Below are 11,621 nucleotides of genomic sequence, written 5' to 3' on the forward strand. Positions count from 1 at the left end.
CGCATGAAAGCCCGCGCGGGCAGGGGTAGAATGGCGAGGTGAATTTCCCCGTCCAAGCCATCACCCTCGACCTTGACGACACGCTGTGGCCGTTCGCTCCGATCGGCGCCCGCATCGAACAGGTCCTGCACGCCTGGATGTGCGAACACAGCCCCGCTACCGCCGCGATGTATCCGGTGGAGGCGATGCGCGAACTGCGCGAGCGGCTGTACCACGCCCATCCGCACCTCCACCACGACCTGAGTGCGCTGCGCCGGCTGACCCTGCACGAAGCACTGCACACCAGCGGTGCCAGCCTCGATCTGCTGGAGCCTGCGTATGAAGTGTTCTACGCCGCGCGCAACCAGGTGGAGTGCTATCCCGATGCGATCGACGCGCTGGCGCGCATTGCCGCACGGGTACCGGTGGCGGCGCTGAGCAACGGCAACGCCGACCTGGAGCGGATCGGCCTGGCCCATCATTTCGCCTTCCAGCTGGGTTCGCGCGAACACGGCGCGGCCAAGCCCGAAGCCAGCATCTTCCATGCCGCGTGCACCCGCCTGGGTGTGGCACCGGCGCAGGTGCTGCACGTCGGCGACCATGCCGACATGGACGTGGCCGGGGCGATTGCCGCCGGCCTGCGCGGCTGCTGGATCAACCGCGACGCAGCCACCTGGACCCATCCGCAGCTGCAGCCGGACCTGCAGTTCGACACCCTTACCGGCCTGGCCGACTGGTTGGATGCCAACCTCGACGCCGCCGCACCCCGGAGTACCTGACGCATGAGCGAGATCACTGGTTTCACCGCCGACACCGCTGCGGCGCTGCCGTTGTACGTGCTGGACCGCGAGCAGTTCGCCGCCTGGAAGGACAGCCAGCCGGCTGCCACGCAGGCGTGGCTGGCATCGCAGGGCTTCAACGCCGGCGCCCACAGCGTGGCACTGCTGCCGGGCGCCGATGGCCTGGCCGGTGCCGTGATGGGCGTGGGTGATCGTGCCGATGCCTACAGCTATGCGCATGCGCCGCACGCGCTGCCGGAAGGCAGCGTCTGGCAGCTGGCCAATGAACTGCCGGCCGCCGAACTGGCGCTGCTGCAGCTGGGCTGGGGCCTGGGCAGCTACCGCTTTGACCGCTATCGCAAGCGCAACCGCGCACCGGCGCAGCTGGTGGCCTCGCCGACCGGCGAAGTGGCCGACCTGATCGCCGCCAGCCTGCGCGTGCGCGACTGGGTCAACACCCCGACCGAAGACATGGGCCCGCAGCAGCTGGAAGACGCCGCACGCACGCTGGCCGATGCACATGGTGCGCAGGTCGAGGCGATTACCGGCGACGAACTGCTGAAGCAGAATTTCCCGGCCATCCACGCCGTGGGCCGCGCTTCGCATCGTGCGCCGCGTCTGGTCGTGCTGCGCTGGGGCAGGGAAACCGACCCGGCGCTGGTGCTGGTGGGCAAGGGCGTGTGCTTCGATACCGGCGGGCTGGACATCAAGCCGGCCGACGGCATGCGCAACATGAAGAAGGACATGGGTGGCGCCGCGCATGCACTGGCCCTTGCCGGCCTGGTGATGGCACGTGGGCTGCCGGTGCGGCTGACCCTGCTGGTGCCGGCGGTGGAAAACGCGATCGGTCCCGATGCCTTCCGCCCGGGCGAAGTGATCGCCACCCGCAAGGGCCTGAGCGTGGAGATCGACAACACCGATGCCGAAGGCCGCGTGATCCTGTGCGATGCGCTGACCTTCGCCGGTGAGCAGAAGCCGGACCTGGTGCTGGACTTCGCCACCCTCACCGGTGCCGCGCGCATCGCACTGGGCCCGGACCTGCCGGCACTGTTCAGCAACGACGACACGGTGGCCCAGCAGTGGCTGCAGGCCGGTGACGCGACCCGCGACCCGGTCTGGCGCATGCCGCTGTGGCGCCCCTACCTGCGCTACCTGAGCAGCGGCATCGCCGACCTGGCCAACGCCGGTTCGCGCATGGCCGGCTCGGTGACCGCCGCGCTGTACCTGGAACGCTTCCTGGAAGACGGCCAGCGCTGGGCGCACCTGGATGTGTATGCCTGGAACGACGGCGAGCGCCCGGGCCGTCCGGCCGGTGGCGAAGCGCTGGCGCTGCGCTCGGCGTGGGCGATGCTGAAGCAGCGCTACAGCTGATCGGGTGGGTGCCGACCGTTGGTCGGCACCCCGTCCCCGGAAAATCTGACGAAAAATTGAATTTCGGCCCCGGCCGGGTTCTGCGAGGATGTGTGGGTCGACCACCCACACGCTCCGTGAAGGCAGGACTCCGACCATGTCGCTCTTCCGCTACACCCGCGCTGGCCAGACGCCGGGCGCGCCACGCAAGCATTCACCCCTGCTCTGGATCGCACTGATCGCACTCATTCTGGGTGCGGTCGCGCTGGCCTTCGCCTGGCTGGCCGGCTGGATTGGAAACCGCCTGACCGCGCAGCGCTTCACCGACACCATCGAGGCCACCGGCCCGGCCCACCCGGGCTTCCGCCGCGCGCACAGCAAGGGCATCTGCGTGAGCGGCTGGTTCGAACCCAGCGCGCAGGCCCCCACCCTGTCCAGCGCACGGGTGTTCTCGCAACGCCGCGTGCCAGTGATGGGCCGCCTGTCGATCGGCGGCGGCGACCCCTACGGCGCCGACAACACCGCACGCGTGCGCAGCCTCGCGGTGCAGATGGTCAGCGATGATGGCCAGGAATGGCGCATGGCGATGAACAGCTTCCCGTTCTTCGCCGTGCCCAGCGCAGAGGCGTTCTACGAGCAGACCCGCGCCTCCATTCCCGACCCGGCCACCGGCAAGCCCGATCCGCAGAAGATGGCCGCGGTGCTGGCCAAATACCCCAGTGCGCAGGCTTTCCAGCAGTGGGCCAAGACCGCGCCGTGGACCAGCAGCTGGGCCGACACCACCTTCAACAGCGTCAACAGCTTCTGGTTCACCAATGCGCAGGGCCAGAAGCGCGCGGTGCGCTGGCGCTGGCAGCCGCAGGCGCCGGTGGTGGAGATGGATGCGGAAACCCGCAAGCAGGCCAGCGTCGATTTCCTCAGCCAGGAACTGCAGCAGCGCCTGGCCAGCGGCCCGGTGCGCTGGAACCTGGTCGTGACCACCGCCGAGCCGGGCGATGCCATCGATGATCCGTCGGTACCGTGGCCCGAATCGCGTGATCAGGTAGTGGCCGGCGTACTCAGCCTGGACCGCATGCAGTCGCAGGAACAGGGCGCCTGCGGGCAGATCAATTTCGATCCGCTGATCCTGCCCAGCGGCGTGCGCGGCAGTGACGATCCGATCCTGGCGGCCCGCTCGGCCGTGTATTCGCAGTCCTTCAACCGCCGCGAACGCGAGCGCGCCACCGGCAACGTCGAGCAACGGAAGGAGGCCGCACGATGAGCACCGGCAACGGCCACTTCAACCTGCTGGCGCGGGTGCTGCACTGGTCCATGGCGCTGATGATCGTCGCCATGCTGTTCATTGGCGTGACCATGGTCGCCTCGCTGCACCTGCGACCGATGCTGATCGACCTGCACCGCCCATTGGGCATCACTATCGGCGTACTGGTGTTGCTGCGCCTGTACAACCGGCTGCGTCATCGCCCACCGCCGCTGCCGGCGGATCTTCCTGTGTGGCAGGTGATGGCGGCCAAGGCCTCGCACTGGATGCTGTACGCACTGATGCTGGCGATGCCGCTGATCGGCTGGGCGATGCTGTCGGCCGGCGGTTACCCGATCGTGCTGTGGGGTGGCCTGCACCTGCCGCCGATCGTGCCGCATACCCCGGCGCTGTATGCCGCGTTGCGCAATGCGCACAGCCTGCTGGCCTATGTGTTGTTTGCCACGGTGCTGATGCATGTGGGTGCGGCGCTGTTCCACCTGTGGGTGCGGCGTGACGGGGTGTTCCAGGCGATGGCGCGCGGGAAGAATTGAAAGGATTCGCCGGGCGTTCCCGGCGGATTGTTTCCGCGACCGCGGGGGGTGTCACTTTTCTTTTCGCGCGAAAAGAAAAGTAACCAAAAGAAACGCGCCGCCAGAGCGCGAGCCGGTGCTGCGCACCGGTGCCCTGTGCTTCTCGGTGAATCAGGGGACGGCGCCGAACTCGCTACGCTCAAACACCGGCGCCTCTTCGCCCCTGATTCCCCTGCGATGCTCGGCTCGCTCAAGGCGGACCCAACATCAAGAGCGACAGCTGCACCCAGTAGATCCACGCCATGCGTGGATGCTGTTGCCGTTGATCTTGACCTTCCAGTCCGCCTTGAGCGAGCCGAGCACCGCAGGTCCGGCGAGGGCGAAGAGGTGCGGGTGTCTGAGCGCAGCGAGTTCCCGCGCCGTCCCTCGACGGACCGAGGAGCGCAGGGCACCGGCGTGCGAAGCACGCCGGCTCGCGGCCGGCGGAGCGTTTCTTTGGTTACTTTCTTTGCGCGCAAAGAAAGTGACATCCCTCCGTGGTCGCGGAAACGAAATCACCGGGAACAGCAGGACGCCCCTACAACCACCCCTTCTGCCGCGCCAGCCGGTACGCCTCGATCCGGTTGGCCACGCCCAGCTTGCCGATGCACTCGGACAGGTAATTGCGCACCGTACCGTGCGACAACCCCAGCTGTTCGGCGATCTCGCTGGCGGTGCGGCCCTCGCCCGCCAGCCGCAGTACGCGGCGCTCGCGGTCGGTCAGCGGATCGGCCTGCGACCACGCATCCAGTGCCAGCTGCGGGTCGATCGCACGGATGCCCTGTTTCACCTTGCGCAGGGCATCGGCCAGGTTCTCGGCCGGTGCATCCTTCAGCAGGTAGCCCAGCACGCCGGCTTCCAGCGCGCGGCGCAGGAAACCGGCGCGGGCGAAGGTGGTCACGATCACCACCTTGATCGGCAGCTCGTGGCGCGCGATGCGCTGGGCAAGCTCGAGCCCGGACAGGCCGGGCATCTCGATGTCGGTGACCAGGATGTCCGGTTGCAGCTGCTGCAGCATCCGCCACGCGGTTTCGCCATCGGCGGCGCTGCCCAGCACCTCGATATCCGGCTCCAGGCCCAGCAACGCCGACAGTGCACCGCGCACCATCGCCTGATCCTCGGCCAGCAGGATGCGGATCATGCGGCACCGTCCTGTGCCAGCGACGGCGGCGCTCCCGGCGGCAACGGTGTGGTCGCGGCAGCCAGTGGCACGCGCACGGTCAGTCGCGTGCCCTCGCCCTTTGCGGACTGTACCTGCAGGCTGCCCCCCAGGGCGGCCACGCGTTCGCGCATGCCGCTCAGCCCGTTGCCCTCGGCCTGCACGCCGCCACGGCCATCGTCGCGGATCTGCATCGCCAGCATGCGTCCCTCCAGCATGAACTCCACCCGTGCCTGTGTCGCCTGTGCATGGCGCACGATATTGGTTGCGGCCTCGCGCAGCACCAGCGCCAGCCCGCGTTCGACATCCACCGGCATCGCCGGTGGTGGTGCGTATTGAAGGTGGACCTGCTGGCATTCCAGCAGCAGCCGCGCCGATGCCAGCTCACCGGCCAGGTCGCTGGCGCGGATGCCGGTAACCGCGCTGCGCACCTGTGCCAGCGCTTCGCGGGCGATGGCCTCGGCCTCGCCGATCTCCAGCCGCGCGCGCGCGTCGCCGCGGTCGTGCAGCTTGCGCGCCAGCTCCAGCTTCAATGTGATCAGCGACAGGGTGTGGCCGAGCAGGTCATGCAGGTCGCGGCCGATGCGTTCGCGCTCGGCAGTGGCCGCCAGCCGCCGCACCTCGTCCTGCGACAGCTGCAGTGCCGCATCCTTCTGCTGGTTGAGCGCTTCCACGTTCACGACCAGCCCCACGATGTAGGACACGGCCGGGATCCAGACCAGGCTCTGCCACGGGTACTGGAACAGCAGCGCGAGGCTGCAGAACAGAAGGTTCAGGCCAGTGAGCTGCAGCAGATACTGCCACCAGCCACCGCGTCCGCTCACCCGCAGCAGCACGCAGCCGAACACGAAGTAGGTCAGCCCGGACGGATACCAGGGCAGCAGCACCAGCGACATCGCGATCAGGCCCAGCGCATAGCGCGGAGCGTGATGGCGCGGCGCCACCATCACCTTGGCGTACAGCAGCAGGAACACCGGATAGCTGGCCAGCGTCAGCAGCAGCCAGCGCAGGGTGAAGCCGTGGCCAAGCAAGGGCGTCAGGAAGATCCACACCGACCACAGCAGGTGGACTGCCTCGCTCCAGGGCGATTTTCCCCGGCGCAGCGTATCGGCCACCGCCGAGTCCGGCGCGGGGCGCAGCAGCGAGGCAAGCCATGTCGACGGCACGGGCGGTTCCAGGCGGGGACGATCGCCGCCGATCATGCCAGTTCAGCCGCCTGCGCGCAGGCGCCACCACCGGCCGGGCGGCACCGGCGCAACCGAGCGCGGATCACGGTACGCTTGGCGGCGCGGCTGTGGCGGGCCAGCGACGGGGTGATCGGATCCATGGGCGGTACCGGTAGCGGGGACGTTGCCATCCTGTGCCGCCGTGGTCACGTTTCGCAGTTGCCGCCGTCAGTGTCATCGGGTGACAGCTGTCACTGCCGTCATCGCTGTGCCTGCCTGCATGCTGTGCCGCACGCTCCACCGCCGGAACCGCCGGAACCGCCGCCGTCCGCCCTTCCGGCCACACCCGCCCAAACGCCTGTGATGGAACGAATGAACGCTTCTGCCGAGCTGTTGAAGGAACTCCGTATCGACCGCAAATCGCCGCCGCCCGCCTCCGGCGGCAGTGGCGGTGGCCGCCGCTGGCTGTGGATCGCGATCATCTTGGTCGTGTTGTTGCTGGCCGCTGTCGGCTTCGCCCTGTTCGGGCGTACGCCGGCAGTGGACGTGGAAACCGCCCCCGCCGTGGCCATCCAGCAGGGCAGCGCCAGCAGTTCGGTGCTCGATGCCAGTGGCTACGTGGTCGCCCGGCGCATGGCCACGGTATCGGCCAAGATCACCGGCAAGGTGCGCGAGGTGATGATCGAGGAAGGCATGCGCGTGGAACAGGGCCAGATCATGGCCACCCTGGACCCGATCGATGCCGACGCGCAGCGCAGCCTGTATGCCTCGCAGCTGCAGGCCGCACGCAGCCAGGTGGCCGGGCTGGAAGCGCAGCAGAGGCAGGCGGCCGCTGAAGCCAGCCGCCTGCAGGCACTGGTCGGCCAGCAGCTGGTGTCGCGCTCGCAGTACGACCAGGCGGTGGCCCAGCGTGACAGCCTGCGTGCACAGCTGGACACCGCACAGCGCAACGTCAAGGTGGCCAACGACCAGCTGGCCATCGCCGATCTGGGCGTGGACAACAACATCGTGCGCGCGCCGTTCTCCGGCGTGGTCACTGCCAAGGCCGCGCAGCCCGGCGAGATCGTCTCGCCGCTGTCGGCGGGCGGTGGGTTCACCCGTACCGGCATCGGCACCATCGTCGACATGGACTCGCTGGAGATCGAAGTCGAGGTCGGCGAGGCCTTCATCGGCCGCGTGCAGCCGAAGATGCCGGTCGAAGCCACGCTCAACGCCTATCCGGAGTGGAAGATTCCGGGCGAGGTGATCGCCATCATCCCCACCGCCGACCGCGGCAAGGCCACGGTGAAGGTGCGCGTGGCGCTGAAGGTGAAGGACCCGCGCATCGTGCCGGAGATGGGCGTGCGCGTCAGCTTCCTGGAACAGGCGCAGCCGCAGGCGGCCGCCAAACCGCAGGGCGTGCGCGTGCCGGCGGGCGCCGTGGTCCAGCGCGAGGGCGCCTCGGTTGCCTTCGTGCTGGGTGACGAAAGCCGCGTGCAGCAGCGCACGGTCGAGGCCGGCCAGGCGATGGGCAAGGACCGCCAGATCCTCAAGGGCGTGAGCGCAGGTGAATCGGTGGTGCTGAACCCGCCGGACAGCCTGCGCGATGGCGCCAAGGTGCAACAGAAACAAGCGCAGTAGCGGCCTGGCGCCCACGGGCGCCGCCGGCAGCACCGCTCGACGCACGCCTGCGGCCCCTGCCGTGGCGCTTCCCCGTTTCCCGCCTTCCGTGGAGAACCACCCATGTCGACCCTGGTTTCACTGCGCAACATCACCAAGACCTACCAGCGTGGCCCCGAGAAAGTGCAGGTGCTGCACGGCATCGACCTGGACATCGCCAGCGGCGACTTCGTCGCGCTGATGGGCCCGTCCGGCTCGGGCAAGACCACCCTGCTCAACCTGATCGGCGGCCTGGACAACCCCAGCGGCGGCGAGATCAGCATCGAGGGCGAGCGCATCGACCAGATGAGCGGCGGCCAGCTGTCGACCTGGCGCAGCCACCACGTCGGCTTCGTGTTCCAGTTCTACAACCTGATGCCGATGCTGACCGCGCAGAAGAACGTGGAACTGCCGCTGCTGCTGACCCACCTCAATGCGGCGCAGCGCCGCCGCAACGCCGAGATCGCGCTGACCCTGGTCGGCCTGGCCGACCGCCGCAGCCACCGCCCGAATGAACTGTCCGGCGGCCAGCAGCAGCGCGTGGCAATCGCCCGGGCGATCGTCTCCGACCCGACCTTCCTGATCTGCGACGAACCGACCGGCGACCTCGACCGCCAGTCCGCCGAGGAGATCCTCGGCCTGCTGCAGCAGCTCAACCGGGAGCATGGCAAGACCATCATCATGGTCACCCATGACCCGAAGGCCGCCGAGTACGCCACGCACACGGTGCACCTGGACAAGGGCGAGCTGGCCGACGCGCCGCTGGCCCACTGACGGAGGCCACGGCGATGAAATACTTCTCGTTGGTGTGGGCGCAGCTGTTCCGCAGCCGTACCCGCACGTTGCTGACCCTGCTCTCCGTGGTGGCCGCGTTCCTGCTGTTCGGCATGCTCGATTCGGTGCGCGTGGCATTCACCTCCGGCGGCAGCGTGGAAGGCGCCAACCGCCTGGTGGTCGCATCGCGGCTGTCGATCACCCAGTCGCTGCCGATCCGCCTGGAGGCCCAGGTGCGGCAGGTGGCCGGCGTGCGCGACGTGGCCTATGGCATGTGGTTCGGCGGCATCTACCAGGACCCGAAGAACTTCTTCCCGAACTTCTCGGTGTCCCCCAACTACTTCGATGTCTACCGCGAGCTGCAGATCGACCCGGCACAGCTGGAAGACTGGAAGCAGACCCGTACCGGCGCCATCGTCGGCGAAACCCTGGCCAAGCAGTTCGGCTGGAAGATCGGCGACACCATCCCGCTGCAGGCCACGATCTTCCCGCGTGGCGGCAGCAACGACTGGCCGCTGGTGCTCAAGGGCATCTACCGTTCCAAGGACCGTGCGCTGGCCGCCAACGAAGAACGCCAGTTGATGATGAACTGGAAGTACTTCGATGAATCCAACGACTACATCAAGAACCAGGTGAGCTGGTACACGGTAACGCTGGACAACCCGGACCACTCTTCGCGGGTGGCGCAGGCGATCGACGCGATCTCGGCCAACTCCGACCACGAGACCAAGACCCAGACCGAATCGGCGTTCCAGCAGGCCTTCGTCAAGCAGTTCGCGGATATCGGCATGATCGTCACCTCGATCATGGGCGCGGTGTTCTTCACCCTGCTGCTGTTGACCGGCAACACCATGGCGCAGGCCGTGCGCGAGCGCGTGCCGGAGCTGGCCACGCTGAAGACGCTGGGCTTCAAGGACAGCACCGTGCTGACCCTGGTGATGGTGGAATCGGTGCTGCTGATCGGCCTGGGCGGCCTGATCGGCATGGGCCTGGCCGCGCTGATCCTGCCGGCCATCGGCCCGAAGAGCATGGGCATGCTGCCGCCGCACGTGCCGACGCCAACCTGGCTGATGGGGCTGGGCCTGATCGTGGTGATCGGCATCATCGTCGGCCTGTTGCCGGCGCTGCGTGCCAAGCGCCTGAAGATCGTCGACGCACTGGCCGGTCGCTGAGGAGAACACAGACATGTTCAAGAGCAAACTCAAGAAGTGGCTGGGCAACGGCGTGACGGTGCTGCTGCTGGCGGTCGGCCTGGTGCTGTGGATCAGCCTGCCGTGGACCGGCGTGCTGGCCGTGACCGTGCTGGTGGCCCTGTGGCTTCTGCTGACCCGCGGGGGGCGACTGGCGCTGGCCGCCACCCGTATCGGCGTGGCCAGCCTGCCGCAGCGCTGGGGCGCGTCCTCGGTGATCGTGGTCGGCATCGCCGGCGTGGTCGGCGTGCTGGTGGCAATGCTGGCGATGGGCGAAGGCTTCCAGGCCACGCTCAACAACACCGGCGATGACACCACTGCCATCGTGCTGCGCGGTGGCTCGCAGGCCGAGACCAACTCAGTGATCACCCGCGAGCAGGTACCGATGCTGTCCACCCTGCCCGGCATCAGCCGCGATGCGCAGGGCCGGCCGCTGCTGTCGCCGGAGCTGTCGCAGGTGGTCAACCTGGTGTCGAAGTCCGATGGCACCGACGTCAACGCGCAGTTCCGCGGCGTGGGCCCGCAGGCATGGGCGGTGCATGACAAGGTCAGGATCGTCGAGGGGCGCAAGTTCGCCACTGGCCTGCGCGAGATCGTGGTCGGCCAGGGCGCCAAGGGCCAGTTCCGCGACATGGAGGTGGGCAGGACACTGACCCTGGGCAACCAGACCTGGACCGTAGTGGGTGTGTTCGCCACCGGCGATGCGCATGATTCGGAACTGTGGACCGACGCCGATACGCTGGCCACCACCTACCAGCGCAGCGCCTGGCAGTCGATCAGCGTGCGCACCGAGGGCAAGGCAGGCTTCGATCAGTTCAAGGCCGCCGTCGCCGCCGACCCGCGCCTGAAACTGGACGTGGAAACCACCCGCGTGTACTACAGCAAGCAGGGCGGCGGGCTGACCAAGTTGATCGACATCCTTGGCAAGGTGATCGGCACGATCATGGCGGTCGGTGCGGTGTTTGGCGCGCTCAACACCATGTATGCGGCCGTCGCCACGCGCGCCCGCGAAATCGCCACCATGCGTGCGATCGGCTTCCGCGGCCTGCCGGTGGTGACGGCAGTGATGCTGGAGACGATGCTGCTGGCGCTGCTCGGTGGCCTGCTCGGCTGTGCGGTGGCGTGGCTGCTGTTCAACGGCTACAGCGTGTCCACCATCGGCAGCAACTTCAGCGCAGTGGTGTTCAAGTTCCATGTGTCGCCGGAACTGCTGTGGACCGGCCTGAAATGGGCACTGGGCATCGGCCTGGTCGGCGGCCTGTTCCCGGCACTGCGCGCGGCACGTTTGCCGATCACCACGGCGCTGCGCGAAACCTGAGCATCGCGCAGCGGTGGACTGCGCATCACGCAAGGGGACGGAGCGAAGGCTCCGTCCCTTTCACGTTGCCCAACTCAGAAATCCGCCGCCGCAGCATCAGACGGCGGGGCCGCGCGCGGCCAGATGCTGGCGAAGGACCTCCTCGGGCGGATACGCCGTGCCCAGCGCGTGCTGCTCGCCTGTGTGCCGGTCGACGAAGATCGGCCCATTGCCGGCCAATGCATCCGAGATTTCGCCGGATTGCAGGTAGCGCAGCGACTGGAAGCAGAACAGCCAGCCTTCGACCACTTCGTGCTCATGCGTGATGGCAACCGGCTCATCGTCGCTGGCAAGTGCAGCCTCCACGCGACGGCGTGCTTCTTCAAGCTGGATCATTCCTTCGTCTCCTGCCTTCGATGACAAGGCGAAGAGCATTTCATGCGGGCAGGTGCATCACAACGCCTGCGCGCCTGCATA

12 protein-coding genes are annotated in these 11,621 nt (G+C 67.9%); 8 read left to right on the top strand and 4 right to left on the bottom strand.

Annotated features, from left to right (window positions below):
- Positions 1-38 precede the first annotated feature (38 nt).
- The 4 genes from AC5P7A_RS10580 (at position 39) to AC5P7A_RS10595 (ending at position 3,902) form a co-directional block, all read left to right on the top strand.
- Positions 39-758, top strand: a complete 720-nt coding sequence (locus AC5P7A_RS10580) for an HAD family hydrolase (RefSeq protein ID WP_049441851.1) — start codon at positions 39-41, stop codon at positions 756-758.
- 3 nt (positions 759-761) lie between these two features.
- Entirely contained in the window at positions 762-2,129 is a 1,368-nt protein-coding gene (locus AC5P7A_RS10585; RefSeq protein ID WP_049408696.1) for a leucyl aminopeptidase family protein, read from the top strand.
- 136 nt (positions 2,130-2,265) lie between these two features.
- Positions 2,266-3,369 carry a catalase family peroxidase gene (locus AC5P7A_RS10590; protein WP_032961465.1) on the top strand — a complete coding sequence of 368 codons (1,104 nt, stop codon included), beginning with the start codon at positions 2,266-2,268 and terminating at the stop codon, positions 3,367-3,369.
- The gene (locus tag AC5P7A_RS10595) at positions 3,366-3,902 is read left to right on the top strand and encodes a cytochrome b (protein WP_049441850.1); all 537 of its coding nucleotides are present in this window, start codon (positions 3,366-3,368) and stop codon (positions 3,900-3,902) included. Before AC5P7A_RS10590 ends, AC5P7A_RS10595 begins: the two co-directional genes overlap by 4 nt.
- A gap of 556 nt (positions 3,903-4,458) precedes the next feature.
- On the opposite strand, the gene AC5P7A_RS10600 is transcribed toward AC5P7A_RS10595, so the two are convergent.
- The 3 genes from AC5P7A_RS10600 to AC5P7A_RS10610 are packed head-to-tail and all read right to left on the bottom strand — an operon-like array spanning position 4,459 to position 6,406.
- On the bottom strand, positions 4,459-5,061 hold the full coding sequence (locus AC5P7A_RS10600; protein WP_014645643.1) for a response regulator transcription factor: 603 nt from the start codon (positions 5,059-5,061) through the stop codon (positions 4,459-4,461).
- Positions 5,058-6,281, bottom strand: coding sequence for a sensor histidine kinase (locus AC5P7A_RS10605; protein WP_032956229.1), 1,224 nt, complete (start codon positions 6,279-6,281; stop codon positions 5,058-5,060). The genes AC5P7A_RS10600 and AC5P7A_RS10605 overlap by 4 nt, the downstream gene beginning before the upstream one ends.
- Complete coding sequence (locus tag AC5P7A_RS10610; RefSeq protein WP_257473236.1) at positions 6,278-6,406, bottom strand: hypothetical protein; 129 nt, start codon at positions 6,404-6,406, stop codon at positions 6,278-6,280. The genes AC5P7A_RS10605 and AC5P7A_RS10610 overlap by 4 nt, the downstream gene beginning before the upstream one ends.
- A 211-nt stretch (positions 6,407-6,617) precedes the next feature.
- Here AC5P7A_RS10610 and AC5P7A_RS10615 point away from each other — a divergent pair, with 211 nt between their 5' ends.
- From AC5P7A_RS10615 to AC5P7A_RS10630, 4 genes are all read left to right on the top strand, one after another.
- Complete coding sequence (locus AC5P7A_RS10615) at positions 6,618-7,865, top strand: efflux RND transporter periplasmic adaptor subunit (protein ID WP_495220123.1); 1,248 nt, start codon at positions 6,618-6,620, stop codon at positions 7,863-7,865.
- Between the two features lie 102 nt (positions 7,866-7,967).
- Positions 7,968-8,657, top strand: a complete 690-nt coding sequence (locus tag AC5P7A_RS10620) for an ABC transporter ATP-binding protein (RefSeq protein WP_004137569.1) — start codon at positions 7,968-7,970, stop codon at positions 8,655-8,657.
- A 14-nt stretch (positions 8,658-8,671) separates the two neighbouring features.
- The gene (locus AC5P7A_RS10625) at positions 8,672-9,829 is read left to right on the top strand and encodes an ABC transporter permease (RefSeq protein WP_014035671.1); all 1,158 of its coding nucleotides are present in this window, start codon (positions 8,672-8,674) and stop codon (positions 9,827-9,829) included.
- A 13-nt stretch (positions 9,830-9,842) separates the two neighbouring features.
- Positions 9,843-11,165 (top strand): ABC transporter permease, encoded by a 1,323-nt coding sequence (locus AC5P7A_RS10630; protein ID WP_032956233.1) that lies wholly within the window; start codon positions 9,843-9,845, stop codon positions 11,163-11,165.
- A gap of 96 nt (positions 11,166-11,261) precedes the next feature.
- Here AC5P7A_RS10630 and AC5P7A_RS10635 read toward each other — a convergent pair whose 3' ends face one another.
- Positions 11,262-11,540 carry a YrhB domain-containing protein gene (locus AC5P7A_RS10635; RefSeq protein ID WP_019661820.1) on the bottom strand — a complete coding sequence of 93 codons (279 nt, stop codon included), beginning with the start codon at positions 11,538-11,540 and terminating at the stop codon, positions 11,262-11,264.
- Positions 11,541-11,621: the final 81 nt, after the last annotated feature.

The organism is Stenotrophomonas sp. YJH_SMC_65 (genome assembly GCF_059369475.1).

What these genes read in the sequence shown, in the direction of transcription:
- AC5P7A_RS10620 (WP_004137569.1), top strand. Translation starts at nt 7,968, where the DNA reads ATGTCGACCCTGGTTTCACTGCGCAACATCACCAAGACCTACCAGCGT.
- AC5P7A_RS10585 (WP_049408696.1), top strand. Translation starts at nt 762, where the DNA reads ATGAGCGAGATCACTGGTTTCACCGCCGACACCGCTGCGGCGCTGCCG.
- AC5P7A_RS10635 (WP_019661820.1), bottom strand. Translation starts at nt 11,540, where the DNA reads ATGATCCAGCTTGAAGAAGCACGCCGTCGCGTGGAGGCTGCACTTGCC.
- AC5P7A_RS10595 (WP_049441850.1), top strand. Translation starts at nt 3,366, where the DNA reads ATGAGCACCGGCAACGGCCACTTCAACCTGCTGGCGCGGGTGCTGCAC.
- AC5P7A_RS10605 (WP_032956229.1), bottom strand. Translation starts at nt 6,281, where the DNA reads ATGATCGGCGGCGATCGTCCCCGCCTGGAACCGCCCGTGCCGTCGACA.
- AC5P7A_RS10610 (WP_257473236.1), bottom strand. Translation starts at nt 6,406, where the DNA reads ATGGATCCGATCACCCCGTCGCTGGCCCGCCACAGCCGCGCCGCCAAG.
- AC5P7A_RS10615 (WP_495220123.1), top strand. Translation starts at nt 6,618, where the DNA reads ATGAACGCTTCTGCCGAGCTGTTGAAGGAACTCCGTATCGACCGCAAA.
- AC5P7A_RS10600 (WP_014645643.1), bottom strand. Translation starts at nt 5,061, where the DNA reads ATGATCCGCATCCTGCTGGCCGAGGATCAGGCGATGGTGCGCGGTGCA.
- AC5P7A_RS10625 (WP_014035671.1), top strand. Translation starts at nt 8,672, where the DNA reads ATGAAATACTTCTCGTTGGTGTGGGCGCAGCTGTTCCGCAGCCGTACC.
- AC5P7A_RS10630 (WP_032956233.1), top strand. Translation starts at nt 9,843, where the DNA reads ATGTTCAAGAGCAAACTCAAGAAGTGGCTGGGCAACGGCGTGACGGTG.
- AC5P7A_RS10590 (WP_032961465.1), top strand. Translation starts at nt 2,266, where the DNA reads ATGTCGCTCTTCCGCTACACCCGCGCTGGCCAGACGCCGGGCGCGCCA.